Origin of the sequence: Flavobacterium bizetiae (assembly GCF_902804475.1) — a bacterium.
GTDB classification, from domain to species: Bacteria; Bacteroidota; Bacteroidia; order Flavobacteriales; family Flavobacteriaceae; genus Flavobacterium; species Flavobacterium bizetiae.
The window spans coordinates 1-20545 of sequence record NZ_CADCSU010000200.1; the positions used below are offsets into that span (position 1 = coordinate 1).

Annotated in this window: 15 protein-coding genes; 4 read left to right on the forward strand and 11 right to left on the reverse strand. The window is 31.4% G+C overall.

From position 1 onward, the window contains the following. Positions 1–114: 114 nt before the first annotated feature. Genes FLACOL7796_RS23570 through FLACOL7796_RS23580 form a run of 3 tightly spaced genes read left to right on the forward strand, consistent with a single transcriptional unit; the run spans position 115 to position 3671 of the window. Complete coding sequence (locus FLACOL7796_RS23570; protein ID WP_070905681.1) at positions 115–1305, forward strand: MATE family efflux transporter; 1191 nt, start codon at positions 115–117, stop codon at positions 1303–1305. Positions 1306–1315: 10 nt separating this feature from the next. Continuing rightward, a complete protein-coding gene (locus FLACOL7796_RS23575; protein WP_035625426.1) occupies positions 1316–2482 on the forward strand; it encodes a glycosyltransferase in 1167 nt (388 codons plus the stop codon). Positions 2483–2498: 16 nt separating this feature from the next. Beyond that, positions 2499–3671 (forward strand): response regulator, encoded by a 1173-nt coding sequence (locus tag FLACOL7796_RS23580; protein WP_173973216.1) that lies wholly within the window; start codon positions 2499–2501, stop codon positions 3669–3671. Positions 3672–3880: 209 nt separating this feature from the next. Here FLACOL7796_RS23580 and FLACOL7796_RS23585 read toward each other — a convergent pair whose 3' ends face one another. The 5 genes from FLACOL7796_RS23585 to FLACOL7796_RS23605 form a co-directional block, all read right to left on the reverse strand. Continuing rightward, complete coding sequence (locus FLACOL7796_RS23585) at positions 3881–4198, reverse strand: hypothetical protein (protein WP_035625432.1); 318 nt, start codon at positions 4196–4198, stop codon at positions 3881–3883. Next, positions 4185–5222 carry a sensor histidine kinase gene (locus FLACOL7796_RS23590; RefSeq protein ID WP_035625434.1) on the reverse strand — a complete coding sequence of 346 codons (1038 nt, stop codon included), beginning with the start codon at positions 5220–5222 and terminating at the stop codon, positions 4185–4187. The genes FLACOL7796_RS23585 and FLACOL7796_RS23590 overlap by 14 nt, the downstream gene beginning before the upstream one ends. Further along, entirely contained in the window at positions 5222–6355 is a 1134-nt protein-coding gene (locus FLACOL7796_RS23595) for an FIST signal transduction protein (protein ID WP_035625437.1), read from the reverse strand. The genes FLACOL7796_RS23590 and FLACOL7796_RS23595 overlap by 1 nt, the downstream gene beginning before the upstream one ends. Before the next feature lie 5 nt (positions 6356–6360). Then, positions 6361–9309: a PAS domain S-box protein gene (locus FLACOL7796_RS23600; RefSeq protein WP_173973217.1), complete on the reverse strand. Its 2949-nt coding sequence runs from the start codon at positions 9307–9309 to the stop codon at positions 6361–6363. A 293-nt stretch (positions 9310–9602) separates the two neighbouring features. Continuing rightward, positions 9603–10016, reverse strand: a complete 414-nt coding sequence (locus FLACOL7796_RS23605) for a response regulator (RefSeq protein WP_035625496.1) — start codon at positions 10014–10016, stop codon at positions 9603–9605. A gap of 643 nt (positions 10017–10659) precedes the next feature. On the opposite strand from FLACOL7796_RS23605, the gene FLACOL7796_RS23610 reads away from it, so the two are divergent. After that, positions 10660–10899: a hypothetical protein gene (locus FLACOL7796_RS23610; RefSeq protein WP_035625440.1), complete on the forward strand. Its 240-nt coding sequence runs from the start codon at positions 10660–10662 to the stop codon at positions 10897–10899. A gap of 417 nt (positions 10900–11316) precedes the next feature. Here the strand turns inward: FLACOL7796_RS23610 and FLACOL7796_RS23615 are convergent, their stop codons facing one another. The 6 genes from FLACOL7796_RS23615 to FLACOL7796_RS23640 all read right to left on the reverse strand — a co-directional run bounded on the left by FLACOL7796_RS23615 (position 11317) and on the right by FLACOL7796_RS23640 (position 20499). Next, positions 11317–12531, reverse strand: a complete 1215-nt coding sequence (locus tag FLACOL7796_RS23615; protein WP_173973218.1) for a sensor histidine kinase — start codon at positions 12529–12531, stop codon at positions 11317–11319. 287 nt (positions 12532–12818) lie between these two features. Further along, entirely contained in the window at positions 12819–13649 is an 831-nt protein-coding gene (locus tag FLACOL7796_RS23620; RefSeq protein ID WP_173973219.1) for an endonuclease/exonuclease/phosphatase family protein, read from the reverse strand. A gap of 155 nt (positions 13650–13804) precedes the next feature. Further along, positions 13805–15322, reverse strand: a complete 1518-nt coding sequence (locus FLACOL7796_RS23625; RefSeq protein WP_173973220.1) for a SusD/RagB family nutrient-binding outer membrane lipoprotein — start codon at positions 15320–15322, stop codon at positions 13805–13807. Positions 15323–15355: 33 nt separating this feature from the next. After that, complete coding sequence (locus tag FLACOL7796_RS23630; protein ID WP_173973221.1) at positions 15356–18766, reverse strand: SusC/RagA family TonB-linked outer membrane protein; 3411 nt, start codon at positions 18764–18766, stop codon at positions 15356–15358. A gap of 118 nt (positions 18767–18884) precedes the next feature. Then, positions 18885–19823: a FecR family protein gene (locus FLACOL7796_RS23635; protein ID WP_173973222.1), complete on the reverse strand. Its 939-nt coding sequence runs from the start codon at positions 19821–19823 to the stop codon at positions 18885–18887. 118 nt (positions 19824–19941) lie between these two features. Next, the gene (locus FLACOL7796_RS23640) at positions 19942–20499 is read right to left on the reverse strand and encodes an RNA polymerase sigma factor (protein WP_173973223.1); all 558 of its coding nucleotides are present in this window, start codon (positions 20497–20499) and stop codon (positions 19942–19944) included. Positions 20500–20545: the final 46 nt, after the last annotated feature.

Consider the following 20545-nt stretch of genomic DNA (forward strand, 5'->3'; position numbering starts at 1 on the left):
ATTTGTTTATAAGAATAAGCTTTTTAAAATTTCATCATACTATTTTTTTAATACTACACACTTGAATTGAATATTAAAAATACTTATAAAAAGATCACTGCGGAAAATTTTTTTATGCTTACAATTTTATTTGTAAATGCAGGAAATTATTTGTACAATTTGCTATTAGGAAGAATACTTGGTCCTTCTGAGTTTGCTGACGCTGCGATCTTAATAACTTTGCTTTTAGTATTGTCTTTTGTTGGAATGACATTTCAGGTTACTGCGGCTAAATATGCCGTTTTGCTAGAAGGAACGCAATTGCATGTTTTTTTAAAATTTATTTTTAAGTATGCACTCCTCTTCGGTGTAATACTGGGATTTACAGTAGTAGTATTCAGCCATCAATTGCAAGAAATTTTTAAAACCAAAACCTCACTAATGTTCGTTTTGTTTGGTTTGGGACTTCCAATGTATTTTATAATGAGTATTAATAGGGGTTTATATCAGGGGAAAAATGATCTGAGAAATTTGTCAAAAACCTACTATTTTGAAATGTTATGTCGTTTGATTTTGACACTTTTGTTACTCTACCTTTTACCTCAAATTCAATCTTCTATTATCATCGCAGTAGGAATTTTAATTTCTTTTGTCTTTGGTTTGATTCCCTTTCAAAAAATAATTAACAGCAAAAACAAACAGACTCTAAGTGACAATTTAGATACAAAATCCATTATTACATTTTTCGCTTTAACAGCCTTCTATGAATTAACGCAAATCATCATTAACAATAGTGATATTATGTTGGTTAAACATTATTTTGATAATGAAAAAGCGGGCTTATATGCTTGTTTAGCATTAATAGGCAGGGTAGTATATTTTGTCGCTTGGATGTTTGTAATGCTCCTTTTGCCCAAAGTAATACAGTTAAAAAAACAGGGTGAAGATACACTTCCGATTCTATTAAAATATGTTTTATATATTGTTTGCTTGTCTACAATAATTGTTCTAAGTGCACTCTTATTTCCAGAAATTGTAGTGCGATTAATGTTTGGCGAGAAATACCTACCCATAGCTTTTTTGTTGTGGAAATATGCATTGGCAACTTCAATTTTTGCTATCGCAAATATTTTTGCTTACTATTTTCTTTCTATAAATAAGTATGTGCCTGTTGTAATATCAGCCTTTCTGGGACTTACACAAATAATTCTAATAGTCCTCTATCATAATTCACTCGAACAAGTGGTTGTTATGCAAATCATCGCCATGGTGGTATTATTATTATTTCAATTGTTTTTTTTCTTTTTTAATAACAATAAAAAGTAACATTTTAAATATGAAAGTAGCTGTAGTCACTGCATTTCCGCCAAGTAAAGTTACACTAAATGAATATGGTTATCATTTGGTAAAAAACTTTGTTCAAAACTCAGAAGTATCCGAATTAATTTTATTATCCGATAAAACATCTGAAGCGAAACAATTAGACTTTGACCAAAAAGAAAAGGTAAAAGTAAAAGAATGTTGGAGATTTAACAGTTACACCACTATTTTTTCTGTTCTTAATGCAGTTCGAGAAGAACAACCAGATGTGATTTTGTTTAATCTTCAGTTTGTAAAATTTGGAGATAAAAAAACACCTTCTGCCTTGGGATTATTGTTACCCATGATTTTGAGATTTTTTGGATACAAAACAGTGGTTTTATTACATAACATTTTAGAGCAAGTTGATCTAGAAAAAGCAGGATTCACAGAGAGTAAATTCATGCAGAAGATCTATAATTTTATTGGAACTAACATTACCAGATGCATTTTGAAAGCCAATAAAGTTGCTGTAACTATTCATAAATATGTGGATGTTTTAAATGCTAAATACCATACCAAAAATGTAATGCTAATTCCACATGGGACATTCGAATCAGTCAAAAATCCTAATTTTGAAATTAAATCTGGCCCTAAACAAATTATGGCTTTTGGTAAATTTGGAACCTACAAAAAAGTCGAAATTTTAATTGATGCAGTCGAAATTGTTAGAAAAACAAATCCAGAAAAATTAGAAGTCGTGATTGCTGGAACAGATAGTCCAAACACACCTGGATATTTAGATGGAGTACAAGAAAAATACAAAAACGTTGAGGGAATAATTTTTACCGGCTATGTTGAAGAAAATAATGTAGAACGAATTTTTACTGATAGTACAATTGTGGTATTCCCTTATACATCTACTACTGGTAGTTCTGGAGTTTTGCATCAAGCAGGAAGCTACGGCAAAGCAGTTATCATGCCTGATTTAGGTGATTTGGCCTTGCTAATTAAAGATGAAGGGTATAAAGGAGAATTTTTTAATCCGGAAAGTGCCGATTCTTTAGCTATAGCGATTGACAAAATTATTTCAAACGATACCTATCGAAAAGAATTAGCAATTGCTAATTTTCAGGCTGCAAGCGCCCTATCAATGGACAAAATTATAATGATGTATATAGAATGTTTTAAATCAATACAATAAACTTAAATGTAATATTATGAAAATACTAATAGTAGATGATCAGCAATTGGTCTTGTTGTCTTTAGAAAAATTGCTAAGTGGTTTAGGATATGAAGTTATAAGTACAGACAATATAATCGATGCCATAGCTAAATATGACAGTGAAAAGCCAAATTTAGTTATTGTTGACATTAATATGTCTAATCTCTCTAATACAGAATCTTTAAATGAGCATCAATCTGGTTTGGAGGTAGTCAAACATATCAAGCAAATCAAAAAAGACAACACTCCTGTAATGGTTTTATCTGGTAATACTGATGAAGAAGTCATTATAAAAGGTTTTGATTTAGGTATTGATGACTACATGAAGAAGCCTTTGAGTTTAAGCGAAATTGGTGCGAGAGTAAAAAGATTAATAGGCTCTACTATTGAAAAAAGTGTTACGGAAAAACCCAATTCGAAAGAGCGATATATCCAAAACAAGTGTATTGGAGTTGTTATTCCGTGTTATAACGAGGAAACTCGTTTGTCTAGTGATGAATTTAAGTCTTTTGTACATAAAAATTTAGGTTACCATTTGTGTTTTGTAAACGATGGAAGTAAAGACAATACACTAGCTGTATTGCATGAATTAACAAAAGGAAAAGAAGAATATATTAGCGTTTATGATTGTGAAAAAAATGGTGGAAAAGCCGAAGCTGTCCGTCTGGGAATGTTACACTTGGCCAAGCAAAATCAATTTGATTACATCGGTTTTTTAGACGCCGATTTATCGACCAATTTCGATGATTTTCAAGATTTGGCAGATACAATTTATAACTCTAAATACAAATTGGTTTTTGGCTCCAGAATTTCAAGAATGGGAGCTGATATTACCAAACAATCCGCAAGAGCTATTATTAGCAAAACTATAAATTATATCATTAGAAAAATTCTTGGAATGGAAATTAACGATACACAATGTGGCGCCAAAATAATGACAAAAGAAATTATAGAAAAAACCTTTAATGAAAAATTCATAACAAAATGGGTTTTTGATGTAGAGATTTTTATGCGGATGAAAAAAATATATGGCTCTACGAAGACTCAAGAGTTAATTTTAGAAAAACCCTTAAACAGATGGATTCACATGGATGGTTCGAAATTGTCATTTAAAGATTCCATAAAAATTATTGGTCAAATTGGCCAAATCGCACTTCATTACAGGTAAAAAACTACAACCAGTAAAGTATAGAGCAAGTTAAAACCATAACTTGCTTTTCGCTTTTTTTATTAAAAAAGTACTTTTATGACAAACGGTTAAAGATTATTTTGACTCTATTTGTTTTTTAATATCTCTGACATATAATAGGAGAATGTAAAGTATCATAATATATGTATTAACTGCCAATAATAATACCATTCGTAAACTAAGCTTTTTTACAAATCGTTTACAAAATTTTGCATTAACTGTAAAATACTTTCAAATTTGTCTTCAGATCCAAGTGTGCCATTTAATAAGTAATTTTCGTATTCATGAGTAATATCATAGCTTTTTTCAAGGCCTAAAATAGATATTTTATGCTTTAATTTATGAACACACTCTGCTGCCAGCTTATAATGCTGCTCTTGCATACATTTATGATAGGAATCTATTTCAAGAGGGAGTTCTTTTTTAATAATTGCAATCATTTTTTGCTTAAATGCATAGTCTTCTCCGCAGAGTTGGTCAATATAATTTAAATTAGGCTGTTCCATAGTTTTTAGGTAAGGTAAAATAAAATGTTGTTCCAATGTTTTCTTTACTTTCAAGCCAGATCGAACCTTTATAATACTCAATAATTTTGTTAACTATAGAAAGCCCTACTCCTGAATTTTGATTGTTGCTTTCTAATTTTGTGAATATTTTAAAAATTTTGTCGTGGTATTTTTCAGCGATTCCGATGCCATTATCTTTGATGTAAAATTCAAAATCTTGCTCTTTTTCTCTACAACCAATTTCAATTTGGCCTTGAGACTTATCATTATAATGGATGCTATTTTCAATTAAATTTTGCATTAATTGTTTGAATCGCCATGTATTTCCTTTTATTTTTGGTAAATCATTGATTATCGAAATTTCAATATTTTTCGGAATATGAATATCTCTCTTTATTTCGTCAATTACCTCATTAAGATCAATTAATCTTTCTTCAGATTCTAACTTGTCTACAGTAGAATAATCTAAAATTCCTTTGATGAGCAAATCCATTTTTTCGACATTAAAAAGTACCTGATTAAGCGAGTTTAAGCAACTTTCACCCATTTCTTTATTATCCTCAATGACCCAATTAATAAGGGTGTCTATATTTCTGAGTGGTGCTTTTAAATCATGAGAAACAACATGAGCATATTCGTTAAGTTCTTTATTATGATTTTCTAAACTCTTTAGTAATTCTTCTCTTTGCTTATTCATAGTCACAATTTCTATAGATTGTTTTTTTAAGAAATCGGATTGATTAAAATCTTTTTCATTACCTAATTTTTCAGCATCCAAATTCATAGAATTCAATATTTCTGTCAAATTTGAATTTATTTCTTTTAAACTATTGGCTTCATCGCGTAGTTTTTTATTGGCTTGGAAAAGTTCATCAGAACTAATTTTCATTGCTCGCTGCAACATGTTCATCTGATCCTCGTGATTATCATAAGATTCATTGACTGCCTGCAAAAAATGCTTTAAATCTTTTAAGTGCTCAGGGTTTATAAATTTAGCAATTTGCCTTTTTAAAAGAGTATTCATTATTCGCTGATTAGGGTTAAAGTCATGGTTTGATTATGTAATTCACAAAAAGTATTCTCGCTAAATGGAGCCATTTCGCCATACGAGTAAAACCCGGTAATTGCTACTTCATTTCCTATTATTTCTTGCACTTGCTCTATTTCCTCTTCAACCCGTTGATTCATAACTAATTTTCTTCCTACGCAACTCACTAGTAAAGCAAGTTGTGGGTGATTTATTCTATTTTGCATTGCTAACATTGCCGCTTGTGAAGCTCCCTCGGCGATAGCATCTACAGAAGCCATCATGAGCTGTACTTTGGCATTTTCAGGCACTTCTCCAGCTAAAATCATCGACTGATCTTCGTTATTGATATTTAAAATGGTACGAACTACAGCTTGTGATTTACCTTCGGGCGTAACATTTAAAGGATATAACAAAGAAGCTTGCGGCAACTCATTGGCTTTGTCTCCTAAGTATTTTTTATACAAATCTAAAGCAGGTTGTCCATCGATTTCATACAATACATTGGCTTCTGATCTGGTAATAATTCTTTCGGGACCAAATGAGCTCCATCCTCCAAAACTGGAAAACGAAATTTCTAAAGTTTCTCCATAAAACCCAATTAAAACGACTTCTCCTTCTTTTGGATTTTCTTTATAAGAAGCCAATGTCTTCTCAAATTTTGCATCGTCTCCACACATTCCTCCTGAGATAGGCACTTTATTTTGAATGCCATTCTCAAGACCCTCAATAAGTGAGCTTCCGTTTACGAAACTACCTTCTGAAAGTACAAATAAATGCTTTAAGTTTTCTTTGGGTATTTGTTGGTAAAGAGATTCCCCTAAAGCATTTGCATCTTTATTATGATTAAAAATATTATCGGTTTTAATTGCAAACGTACTTTTTTCAAATTCTATAGCACTAACAACAATAGAATCATCAAAGACATTTGCATCTAAAATTTCACCCGCTGTAGAGCCAAAAACCAGATGTTCATAAGGAAACTCGTTTCTAATAGCATCAATGACTTCTGGAAGCTCTAATTGCATCCTATTGGCAAAAACAAGTACCAGCGGATTTTTTAGTTTTTCCTTATTTGTTAGGTACTGCCAATTTTCATTCTTTTTTTTATAAGCTTGAATTATTTTCATAGTTTCTATTTTGGTAATTTAATAAAGAAGGTTGTACCTTTAGTCAGTTCACTTTCTATCCAAATGTTTCCTTTGTAATTCTCGACTATTTTTTTTACAATAGACAATCCGATACCTGTTGATTTTTTATTAGATGTAAAAGACTGAAATATTTTAAAAATTTTTTCCTGATTCTCTGCAGCAATTCCAGGACCATTATCCTTAATAGCAAAAATATAATGCTTTTTTTCCTCTTCAAAACTTATTTGAATAATTCCGAGAGGCTTATCAATATAATTCACCGCATTGCTGATGATATTTAGAAACAACTGTTGCATTCTAAATCGCTCAGCTTTGATTGTCGGTAGTTCTTTTTTTACTATAACTTCAATATTCTTAGGTATATGAATAATATCAATTATTTTATTGATTTCAACATTCAAATTAATATTCTCAGTAATCATCTCAATATCATCTACTTTAGAATAAGTTAGAATTCCTTCAATCAAATGATCCATTTTCTCGACTTTGTCTTCAATCATATCAAGATATTGACTCGTTTGCGCATTAAACTCTTTATCATTATCTTCTTTAATCCATGTAACTAAAGAATGTATGCTCTGTAGTGGTGACTTTAAATCATGCGATACAATTTGAGCATAATCATTGAGCTGCTCGTTCTGTTTTTCTAATTTTTTAAGTAATTCTTCTTTTTGCAATTCTAGGCTCTTTTGTCGAGTTATGTCTAAATGTATAACTATCGAACCAATTACTTCACCATTTACATTATAATTTGGAGCGCCGCTAATTAACCAATATCTTGTCTCTCCTTTTTTATTGATAGAAGTAACTTCATACGAATCTGACTTACCTTTAACCCGTTCTTTATTTTTAAAATTTACTAATTTTTTATCCTCAGGATGCAACAAAATTTCAGATGCATTGTTGCCTAACAAATCAATTAAAGAGAAACCACTCATATCACAAAAAGACTGATTGGCTAATTGTATTACGTCATCCATATCTACTTCCAATAAACCCATATTCATATTGGCAATAATATTTCTATATTTTTCTTTTTCTGCTTCTAGACTTTCTTTGTACTTTTTCTTGATGGTAATATCTTCAAAACTCCATAAATGACCATCATTTTTCTTGCCTTTGGCTATCGGAATAAAACTCCTTTCGTAAACGCGTCCATCGGCCAATTCAATTTCTTCAGAAAAGACGTTTTTTTTATTTCTTAAAATTTCTTCTACCCTTTCAATAAATTCATCTGGTCTTTTAAAAAAGTGTTTATTTTCTTCAGTAGCCATTTTAGAATCAAAACCTATCATCTCTTCTGGTTCTCCTTTAAAATCGAATAAATTACAAAACCTTTTATTGGCAATTAGCACCTTTCTATCCTCATCTTCTAGTAAAATGCCTGATTGAAGATTGGTTATTAATGACGTTAAACGATTCTCAGAATCTATAAGCTGTTGATTGAACTCTTTTTCTTGGCTTATATTTTCTTCGATAGCAAAATATTTAATCACCTCTCCTTGTTTGTTATGAAGCGCCTGTCCTTGTACTCTAACCCAGTATTTCTTTTTATATTTTGTATAATTTAAGATCTCACAAGTAAAAGGAAGTCCTTGTTTTATTTGATTCTTTAAATAAGCAATCGTTTTTGGATTGGTTGCTTCACCTTGTAATAAACGACCAGGACTCTTACCAATCAATTCTTCCTTGGAGTAGCCAGTCATTGTGGTAAAACTACTATTGGCCCACTCAATTTTACCTTCACTGTCGCAAATAATGACTGCACTAATATTTTTATCTGCTATCGAGGAAAGTAATAAAAGTTGTTCTTCTTTTTGTTTATCTTCAGAAATATCCTCAATCATTGCAAAATATTGAATCACCTTTTTGGAGGAATCAAAAATGGGTTGTCCCACTGTTTTAGACCAAAAAGTGCCACCGTTTTTTTTAGCATGCAAAATTTCTACTTCAAAAGTATTTCCCTCGTAAAATGCATTGATCATTCTGTGGATCTCCTCTTTATTCGATAGAGCGTCCGAACCTACTTCAACAGGTGTTTTACCAATGATTTCATCGTTCTCATATCCTGTCAATTTAAGATATGCATCATTACACCAAAATATCTTTCCATCCGGATAAGTGAATACAATGCCGTTTTTATTCGTTTTTGCTACCAAGGACAACTTATTTAGCTCTTCTTGATTTCTTTTTTGTTCTGTAATATCACGTCCATAGATATTTACACAGCCCTCTTGTTGCAGACTTTTACAAACAAAAGAATAGCACTTACCATTATTCTCCGCCTCAAACATCCATCTTTCTTTTCTCTTATCAATTTGATGAATGATAAATTTTAAAAAATCCTCAATTTCATAATCAATTCCCTGAAATATAAGATTTTTTAAATCTTCGGCTGCTGGATTCATTTTTAATAGATGTCCCTCAAAATCAATCCGAATTAATGGATCTGGACTTTGAGTAGTAAAAAGAGCAATATCAACAATTTTCTTATTGGCTTCTTTTAATTGATTTTCTTGCTGATGTATTGTATTCAAAGAATTTTGTAATGCTGCATCGTAGTTAGCGAAATCATAAAGAGAGATTTTTTTTTCTTCAAAATAATTCAAGGAAGTATGCGAGAGGCTACCTATAAATAAATAGCCATTTTCATAGTTTTCAAATTGTCCTCGAAGCGAAATTTTATCTTTAACAGATTCTATTATAACTAATTGATTGGTAACTTTATAAAAATTGTCAACATTTAGCTCTTCGATAAATGGATTGGTAATTGTAAATGATCTCAGGAAATATCCTCTGCATTTTAAGTCCGGAAGCACTTTGATTAAACCTTCACCTCGGTCTTGAATAAGTAAGTTGTGGTCTAGTAAAACATAAAAAGGGAAAATCCTATTGAATGTTTCACTATCAAAATGAAATTGAGAATTTTCCATGTTGTTACCTCCTTAGTTTTAAAAATTTCATGAATACGGCATCTGAATACATTCTATTATTTCGAATGTTTTTGATTACGAAAAGTAGATAAGACTACTGCTAAACCCAACTCAAATTCCAGCTATTCAACTCTTTTAGAATTGTAACGTAAAGTACTACTTTTTTTCTTACACTACAAATGTTTTAAATCTCAAGTGGTTTTCAATTTGTTTATGACATAAAAAACAAAAAATATTTTAAAGCTTTAATTCTTATCTCTAGTACTAGATTCAAAAAATAACGCTACTTATTTTTACTGAGAAATTAATTCATTCGTGCTCCAATAGTCTAGTATTTTTTTTATCCTATCTACATAATCCTCATATTTCAAAGGCTTTAAAATGTAGCCCGCAATACCTATTTTATAACACTCCATCACGTCTCTATGATTGTTAGAAGTAGTTAAGATAATTGCTGGTATATATTTTAATACATCATCTGCTTTTAAGATAGATAAAAACTCGATACCGTTTAGTTTAGGCATATTAAGGTCTAAAATAATAACATCTGGTATTATTTCTTTCCTTTTTAATAGATCAACTGCTTCTTCTCCATTATTTGCTTCAATGATTCGATGATTGAGTTCTAAACTTTTTAGTACTCTATTGAATTTCATTACTTCAATTGCATCATCTTCTATTAATAGTATATTCAACGATTTTGCCATTTTATTAATTTTAAAGTTTGATGCATACTTATTCAACTTCAAAGGTATTTTATTCCTTTTAAAGCAAGAGTCTTTTTTAGTTAATTCATAATAAAGTGTAGACAACTGCAAAAAAAGTGTCGACGAATGGTATTTTATATGTAATTCATTCATAAAAAATATCCGGAAGCCAGTAAAAAACGACATCTAAAAAGGGATCCTAATACTTCAATCTAATTTTTATCGAATAGCCATTCATCTGATTTTTAAAATTTCTTATATATAAGTAGAACGTCTGTAACTATATAATAAGTAAACTGAATATTAAAAAAAACAAAAAAAAGGACGATTTCCATTTTTAATATTAATTTATCGACACAAAATCATAATCAACTGTAATTCAAGCATAAAGATTGATTATTGATCGACAACAAACTGCTATTCATCGAAAAAACAAAAAACAATTCTTATAATCGCCTTAGATTTGTATCAGAATTAAGAAACAAAAAAAATAAAAATTAATAAAATAATTATTTCCAAAAACAATTTAACAATGTCAGCAGTGATTGCAACTTCGATAGATAATCTATTCGATTTAGTAAACACTCAAAATTAAAACTATTTATTAACAAGAAATGAAGTTTCATTCAAATACCACTGAAAAATGAAAACAGCAATTACTTTAGCAAACACAATTCCTATTGGAATCAAATCTGAGCACTATTTAGTATTCTCCATGATTATTATAACTATTGGAAAAAACCTAGAGCCAAAGATCCCTATCGAAGCAAACACTTTGATTATGATTTTTTTAGCCATTTCATTAATCGGAATAACACTTCAAATTGTTAATAACCGTTTAAAAAAGAAAATTTTATTCGATACATTTCAAAAACGGTATTAGTTACCATAAGTTATAGTATCAAGCAAAGAATTTTTTATAAGTTATTTGAAAAATGACAAACTAAAACTAATTTTTGTTTCATTTTTGCCACTGCCATTACCCTGTTTGCGCCACTATTGTTCCACTATTGCAGTTACTTCCAGAATTACATTGCCATTTATTGTTGTACTTTGCGCTTTTAAAAATCAATTTTGAAATTGCCTACACCTTCAAAAAAGACTTGCTAAGTACCAAAAAATATTACCACCTTTTTTGCCCAAAAAGCTCTGAGCTTTTATCCAAATTAAAATCATTAAAAGGCGATGTAATTCTAGTGAAGTGCTATTTTCTTGCTTCACAAACAAATTTTCGATACTACTTTTATTAAAAGAAAAAGTAAAATGCTTGTTGTAGGCTGATAAAATCTTCCGTCAAAAATTAACAGTTATACTCTTTTGGTAAAACAAAACAAAAGCAAGCACCTTTTTTATTATCTTCTCTATTCTTCAAATAAATAGTACCCACTACTCGATCTACTATGGCTTTTATTGTTGACAAGCCAATACCGGCATTTTTACCATATTTTGAGTTAACTGTTTCAAACAACTCAAATACTTTTAACCAATATTTTTCTGGTATACCTGGCCCATCATCTTCATAAACAAAAGAATAATTAGTTTCATTTTCTGTTAGTGAAATCCAAACATTACATTCTTCTTTGTCGGTATGTTTCGTTGTATTTGATAAAAGATTTTGAATAATTTGAACAAAACCTATTTTTGAATGCCTTATAAAGGTATCGCAATTCCTAAAATTTATATGAGTCGGAATATGTAAAGCACCATTATTAACTATATATTGAATAGTGCTTTCGACATTAAAATCTTCAAAACAAATTTGATCGTTACTAACTTTTGTATATTCTAAGATTCCATTAATTAAGAAATCCATGTATTCATTTCGAGAATAAATTAAATCGATGCAAGCTTCTAATTCTGTGTCTTCAAGGAGTGTTTTATAATCTTCTTTTATAAAAATTAATAATGAATTTATACCTCGTATTGGTACTTTTAAATCATGAGTAAGCCGATAAGCAAATTGGTCCAACTGCACATTTTTTTTAATAATTTCATCATTCAAATCTTCTAAAAATCTATTTTTTTTACGAAGTTCAAATTGCGAAATCACTTGATTGGCCAATGCCTTTAATGATTCTTGTTGGTTCTCTGTAAGACCTTCTCTTGGTTTTGTATCAATAACACAAAGCGTCCCTAAAGAATAACCGTCTTTGGTATTTAACGGAGCGCCTGCATAAAACACTACGTTTGGGTCATTAATTGTTAACGGATTATCATGAAACCTTTCGTCTTTAGTGGCATCCGGAATAATAAATAATTCATCCGGTGTGTTTATTGCATGTGCACAAAAAGCAAAATCCCTTGGAGTTTCGGTTGCATTTAAACCATGATGCGATTTGAACCATTGTCGATCATGATCAACTAAAGTGACCAATGCGATGGGTGTACCACAAATTTGTGCTGCTATTTTGGTTAAGGCATCATACTCATCTTCAGGCAATGTATCTAGTATTTTATAAGCATCTAAGGCTTCGAAACGAAGATGCTCGTTATCAGGTATTTCAGGTTTTTGCATATAACTGAATTTTTATTTTTTTCTATTATAACAAACGTAATTATGTAAGGAAGTTCTATTTCTTTTAACGATAAAAATAACTAATTTTCCTTAATAATATACTTAATTATTTTAAAACTAGCCTACATATAAAATTCAATCTTGTTCAAAGCGAATTTGTTTGTATCAAAATGAGGCTTCATTTTGTTCTTACTATCCCGTTTACCCTAATGCTAATTTAAATATATTAGTTTTTTTTTTCTTACAAATTATCAAAAGGTTTTCTATTTAATCGGATATATATTCCTTCAATAACTCAATTCTACATAAACAGGCAAATGGTCGGATGGATATTTTAAGTCTTTTGAATCACTTAAAACAGCAAATTTTTCTACTTTAAAACCAGCATCTTTAGATATAAAAATATAATCCAGCAATCGTGTTACGGGTTCATTATGCTTAAAACCGTTAAAAGTTCCAGAAGGACCAAAAGGTAGTGTTTTTGAAACTTCTCTGGTATCTTTCATTTCTTTCTTAAGAAGAAAAATGCCCTCTGATTCAGGCTCTGAATTTAAATCTCCAGTAAAAATGACCGAATAATTTTTATTATTCACTTCTTTAATTTTAGCAAGAATAAGTTTTATACCATTTATTTTTGCCTGTTCACCAACATGATCTAAATGGGTATTGAAAATCCAGAAAAGCTGCTTTGTTTTTAGATCTTTAAACAAAGCATAGGTGCAGACTCTTTTATATGCCGCATCCCAACCCAAAGAAATTTCACCGGGTGTTTCTGAAAGCCAAAATGTGTTATTTAAAAGCATTTTTAAACGCTCTCTATTATAAAAAATAGTAGAGGATTCCCCTTTTCCAACACCTTCTCTTCCTATACCAACAAAACTATATTGAGCAAGGTTACTTGCAATATCATTTACCTGATTTGGTGCCGCTTCCTGAATTCCAAATACATCGGGCTGATAAAACTGAATTTGGGATGTAAAAAAATCTTTGCGGTGGCTCCAGTCATTATCCCCATCAACTGCTAGGTCTACACGAATATTGTAAGTCATTATTTTTAAATTCTGTCCATTGATTTGCATGGCCAAAAGAATCACTATCAAAAATTTTACTCTTCTCATAACTTTATTTTTATTCTGTATTGAATTAATTTATTTTTAAATCTTTAAAATTGATTTCTTATTTTCTATTATTTGCCAATAAAAACGCTGCTCTAATTATAAAGAGCAGCGTTAAAAAAAATAAAAAAACAAAACTAATCAATATGACCTTTTTGCTAATTTGCTAAAAGCCACATTGTCTTATTAATTTCATCATAACCTCCAAATTGACGGTTTAAGGCCTCCATCAACTTTTGACTGTTATAATTCAATTCCGAAGAAGGATATAAATATCTTATAGGCATACTAGTAGGACTATTAACGTTTAGGTTCGTTGTCGGGTCAATATTAAAATCCGGGTATTTATTTCTTCTATATTCAAAATAAGAAGTTTCTGCATCAACTAAAAAATTCAGCAGATACCGCTGGATCCAAACTTGCTTTAATTGAGTATCTGCATCAGCAGCAAATGCTGCCTCACCGGTAAAATAAGTATCAATATCATTTTGCACAATAGCATTTCCATGGGCAAAAGAAGCATCTGTACTCATAACATTTTTTAAGGCAGCTTTAACTCCGTTTTCATAATAAAGCTGCGCACTTGATGCAGTAATCCAGCCTTTGATACGCGCTTCAGCCAAAATCAATTCCTGCTCAGCATATGTAAGGAGTCTTCTTGGATCACTATTTTGTTTGGTTTGGTATCTCAGGTTTATTTTAGAATATTTACCCGCTGAATAATTGGCATTCATTAGTCCATAATCTAATGAAGTTTTTACACCTGTATAAGCCATAAAACTGTTTTGAGCTAATCCTTTTGCAATTTGATCTGCTGAGGGTTCTGCAAAATAAAACAATCGTTTATCATTTAGTCTTTTAAGATTATCCACTACAATATCACTTAAAATAGTTCTTCCGGTAAACATATCATTTGTACTGTATAATGGATGAAGGTTTACTGTATTATACTCTAAGCCAAAATAATCAGAATCATCTTTAAGAAGTATATTTTCATTAACAATATTGGCAAATTTCTCTTTAATTTTTAAATCAGCATCACTCTCTTTTCCGCTGAGAGTCATTAGAACTTTAAGTTCAAATGCATTGCAGGCTCTCCTCCATCTTTCGGGATTTCCTTTAAAAATGGTCGGATCACCATCAAAAGCTGTTCCTTGTGAAAAATCAATACGTGCTTGCTCCAATTCACTAAGAATCCCCATAAAAACCTCTTTTTGAGAGTCGTATTTTGGTTTGTAATTTCCCTGCGTCCCAAGATTTGCTTCACTGTATGGAATATCTCCCATCTTCATAGTGAGAAGATAAAAAGTATATGCTCTTATAAAATGACCTACCCCTTTATATGAGTTTTCGGCTGGGTTGCCTTTTGCGGCCAGTAACATTTTATCAATATCAGGCAAAATGGTCATTTTGTTAAAACTTGAATTTGCTATTAAGTTATATTGAGTTCCTAATTGTCCCTCATTTGCATAACCAACATATTTTGGTAAAGCATTCTCAGCAATATATTCTTTTGAATCAGTACCTTGATATTTAGCAATACTCAGAATTATATTTGTAGCTAATAGTGAAGCACTTACCCCGGTAGGCGTATTAGGGTTGGTATTGATTTCATCAAAATTACTACAGCTGGAAAACATTAGCATACCTGTAATTGCAACGATTATTTTTTTCATATCAATAATTTTAAATTATGTTTACTTTTCAATTTAGAATTCAAGCTTAATATTACAACCTACAAAACGTTGTGAGGGATCGCTAAAATTATCAACTCCTCCATCTGGATCAGAATATTTAAAATCTTTTGCCCAAAGGAATAAATTTTGACCTATTGCTGATACGGTAGCATTTTTTGCTTTTATAAAACGATATACTGACTTAGGAACATTATAAGTAAGTGAGACTTCTCTTAATTTCAAAAAAGTGGTGCTGTAAGTATCTCCAGGAGATGGATTACCTCCCCAGGCTGTACCCTTATGAATTCTTTTTACATAATTCTCATAAGTAACAGGAACGTCATTTGAAGCATATTGTCTGGTATCACTGGTAATATTTCCATACGCATTATAAGTTACTGCACCTGAAATTACTTTTACCCCATCTCCAATATAATTGCTTGTACCTGTGGTAATATCTTTATAACGAATGTCATTTACAGAGTCAGGATGGTTTCCAGACTGCCACATATACATTTCGGTTGTAGTTTGTGCCAAACCTCCTACTCGTCCATCAACAGAAATATTCAAAGTAAAATTTTTATAACGAAGTGAAGATGTCAGCCCCCAAATCCAATCAGGATCACCATATCCATAAACGGATTCATAAGCAGAATAGACCGGTAATCCATTCTCATAAATAACAGCTCCATCGGCACTTTTCTGGAAATCATTTAAAACAAATGCATCAACTCTGTTTCCTACTTTCACCCAAGGCCTGTCGGCTGAAAATTCTTTGTCCAGCTTGGTGTAATAGCGAGCATATTTAGACCAGTTTGCCATTACATCCCATTGCCAGTCAGCTGTTTTTATTGGGGTAAAGTTTAGTGTAAGTTCAAATCCTCTACGGGTAATTTCCTGGTCTATATTAATATAATTTGAGCTAAAACCTGAAGCACTACTAACATTTGTTGCCGTTAAAAAGTCGTACATTCTCTTTGAATAATAGGTAAAATCAAATGATAAACGTTTTTTGAACAAACTTGCAGCTGTTCCTATTTCCCAAGTACTTGCTGACTCGGGCCTAACCTGGTTTCCACGTATAACATCAGGATAAGAAGCCGAGTTTAAACCTCCCCAGGCATTGGTTGTAATGTTGTAAACCGAATTAATATCATAAACTCCTGCCGGGGTTTTAGATGATGTCCAGGAACCTCGAAGTTTCCATAAGGATAACCAATCAAATTTTGGCAAAACTTCTGAGACTAAAAAACTGCCTGAAACAGATGGATAAAGATAAGAACGTGTAGATTCAGGAAGTGTTGAACTCCAGTCCTTTCGTAAAGTACCTTCAAGAAAAGCCATTGCTTTCCATGACCCGGCCAGTCTTCCATAAAAACTGTTTACCTGTCTTTTGTAAATAGAAGAGTTTACAACAGCATTAGTAACAGAAGATTTTAAAGAATAGAAACCCGGAACAGAAAGTCCTCCCTGGGTTCTGGCCTCAATACCTTCATCCTGTGTATAATAAATAGTTCCTCCAAAAAGACCCTCAATATCAAAATCATTAATTTTTTTATTTCCAGTTAAGATAAAATCAGTATTAGAGCTATAACCACTTCCTAAACCTTCATTATAAGATCCTTTTAAAGATTCTCCCCAAATCTCAGTCCCGTTAAGAATAACTGTAGAGGTACCTGCACCAACCAGAGATCCTTTTGAAATCCTAACAGTCTGCTTATTATTATAGGTATCAAAACCAGTTCTGACAGTAGCATTAAGCCAGGGAGCTATTTGATAACTTGCCGAAACAAAACCGTTAAAAACATTTCGATCTAAACTGTGTAATCTTTCAAATCTGTCAAAGTAGGGATTATTATTTGTACCGGTATAACTGTTATTTTGCGACTCATTTTTTACAAGCCAATAATCTTTATATTTTCGTATATCGTAATCCGGAGATGACCAAACCAGAATATTATACATTGGATCATAGCCCTTATAACCATTAAATCCAATATTTGGCGAACTTTGCTTATTTATCGATATTGAAGAGGATAATTTGAATTTATCTAAACTAATGTCTCCACCTAATGTATAGGTATATTTATCATATTGAGAATTTGGATATTGCCCTTTGTTGCTAACCCAGGTTGCAGATGATCTAAGATTCCCGAATTCTCCTTGCTGTGTTACACTTAAGCTGTTATTTAAAATATAACCCTGATCAAGAAAGTTTTTAAAATTATCCTTTCCTATTGGTAAATAAGGCATCGATCTATAGGATTTACTAACCGGATCCCACTGAACAACTTCTTGCCCCTGCATTGGTACTCCCCAAGAGCCTGTTCCTTTATACATATTGGTAGTAGCGTCTATCTGTCTTCCAAAAGTTGTTTGGGTTTCAGGAATTGCCAGATAACCCGCTGTAAACATTGTACTGCTATTTAGTGATACGGTAAGGCCTTTTTTAGAGCTTCCTTTTTTGGTTGTTACAACTATAGCACCGCTGGCACCACGATAGCCATACAAAGCTGATGCAGTTGCTCCTTTGAGTACACTCAAAGATTCGATATCATCAGCAGGAATGTCCCTGAGAGTCATGTTTCCATAAGGTACTCCATCAATAACCAATAAGGCACTTTCACCTCGAATTTCAACAGTAGGGGCTTCTGCAAATTCAGTACTGTTTTTCACAAGTAAACCTGATACCTTACCAGTTAATGAGGTTGCAACATCTACTCCTTTTACCGTTTGCATGGAAGATCCCTCGACTTTTTGTACAGCATATCCAAGAGCCTTTTCTTCTCGTTTAATTCCTAAGGCAGTAATTACTAACTCGTTTAGTGCTTCAGCTTCCTCTTCAAGGGTAATATTGATTATCCTTTCTTTTTCAACTTTTTGTTTAACGGTCTTAAATCCCATATAAACAAAAACTAGTATTTCTCCTTCCTGAGCCTCAATACTGTATTTTCCGTCTAAATCTGTTTGCGCGCCTATTGATGTTCCTTCAATGAGAATTGTAGCTCCCGGAATGGGGTTACCTAAATTATCGGTAACTGTCCCTGAGATTTTTATTTGCTTTCCGACATTTACTGCCTTTTTACCTTTAGCAGGACTATTTATTTTAAAAGTAATCAAACCATCATTTATTTGATAAGCAACGTTAAATTTAACAGCAGCTTCCTTAAGTAATAATGCTATTGTTTGTGTTCCTGAACTAACAGGAACCTGAGTTTTAAGTTTTGCAACCTCATCGGAATAAAGAAGCGAAAAATCAGTTTGACTTTCAATAGCTTTAAATAATGCTTTGAGTTCATAAACATTTTTTGAAATTGATACTGGAGTAGATTCTGTGCTTTGCGAGGTAAATGCTGAGGCAAAAGTCACTTGTGTCCATAGTGTAACCAAAAAAAAGAAAAATATGTTCTTTTTATTATTGTTTTTATTTGTTACAAGATACATAATTTGAATATATTTGTTTTATGTTAATTATTTGCAATTAATGTGACCCGATGATTGGTGGCCGCCATGTTCGGGTTTTTTTATATTTTTTGAGTAGTTTTTCATTTTTGCATAGGCGCTAGTTTTTACAGGGTTTTAGTTTAATTTTTATGGTGTCATTTTTAATTGTGCTATATTCCATATCATTAATGAAACGAATACTGCTTAAGATTTTTTCGATGTCATTGCCTGAGAAATTTCCACTAATAGTATTGCATTGATAAGGTTTTGAATCCAGTTTCAGTACCAGATTGTATTTTCTCTGTAGTGTTAGCAATACCTGATCTATCTGAGCGTGATCAAAAAAGATTCTTCCCTCTCTCCATGCCAGGTAATTTGATGATTCGATATTATTAGATCTTATAAAAGCCCCTGAAACATCATCATAACTCACTCTCTGATTTTTAGTGATAATTTCGGATTTAGATGAATGCTGATCTGTAACTTTTACCTTTCCGGAAACAACCGTTACTGACGCAAGACCTTTTTCATAATTGGTTACAATAAATCTGGTTCCCAGAACCTGCGTTTTAAAATGAGCTGAAGAAATTATAAATGGATGTTTTTCTTTGTGTACAACTTCAAAATAAGCTTCTCCTTTTAAAGTAATTTCTCTGGAATCTTCTCCAAAGTGTTCCGGATAAACTATACTGCTTCCTGAGTTTAAATAAACCACGGAGGAATCAGGTAATCGTACATTTTTTTGCTCACCAAATTGTGCAGCAACAGTAATAAAATGATTCGTTTTAAAAATAGAATTAAAAGTAAACAGCAACGTTCCTAAAAGTATAACAGCCGCAACAGATGCCGAAATTCTATAATAATAGGTTTTCTTTTTTCTTTCTAAACGTTCTTCTATTTTAAGCAAAATACGATCTCCCAAAACATTATCAATATTCTGTTCTGTAATACCGTTATATTGAATTTTGTTAAAATAAGTATCTATTATTTTTTTTTCCTTTTCAGAAGATTTCTCTTCACTGTATCTTTTAAAAAGATGCTTGTACTGTTTTTGCATATGACTATTTAATAAGGTCTTTATTATATAGTACACGAAAAGCAGACAGCACCTATAAAATTTTTAAAGGATTACAATTTGTTAACATTCTTAACAAAAAGCTTGAAAAGAACTCTAGCTAAGAACAAAAAATAAGGATGGCCAATAATTTAATGTAGTAATCATTTTCTGTCTTTAACATTTTTAAAGCCTTATTAATTTGATTTTCAACTGTACTTACTGATATCTTTTTATATTCAGCAATATCTTTAATGCTCATATTTTCATAAAATCTAAGATTAAAGATATCAAGGCACTTAGGAGGTAAAATTTCATGTGCCTTTTGTCTGACTTGCTCAACGATCTGCTCTTTTGGAAATTCAAAAAATTCTTCCTCATCTATCAATTGTATAGATTCTTCTAAAACTTGTAATTCAAAAACTGTTAGTTTCTTATATCTAAGCCTTTTAGCGCATTGGTTTCGAACTGCCTGAAACAAATATGCTGTATAATTTTGAATTTCAGTATCATTCATTCGTACCCAAAAGTCAATAAATATTTCCTGAATAATATCTTCTGTTGATTCTTTATCACGCAAAATATTAAAAGCAAAAGAATAAAGGGCTTTCCAGTTCTGCTGGTAAACTTTATTGAAAACAGGTTTTTTGTCTAAAAAAGTATTGTATTCTGCGTTCACTACATTAGTTTTAGTTTACTGCAAAACTATATGGCCCTTACCTAAC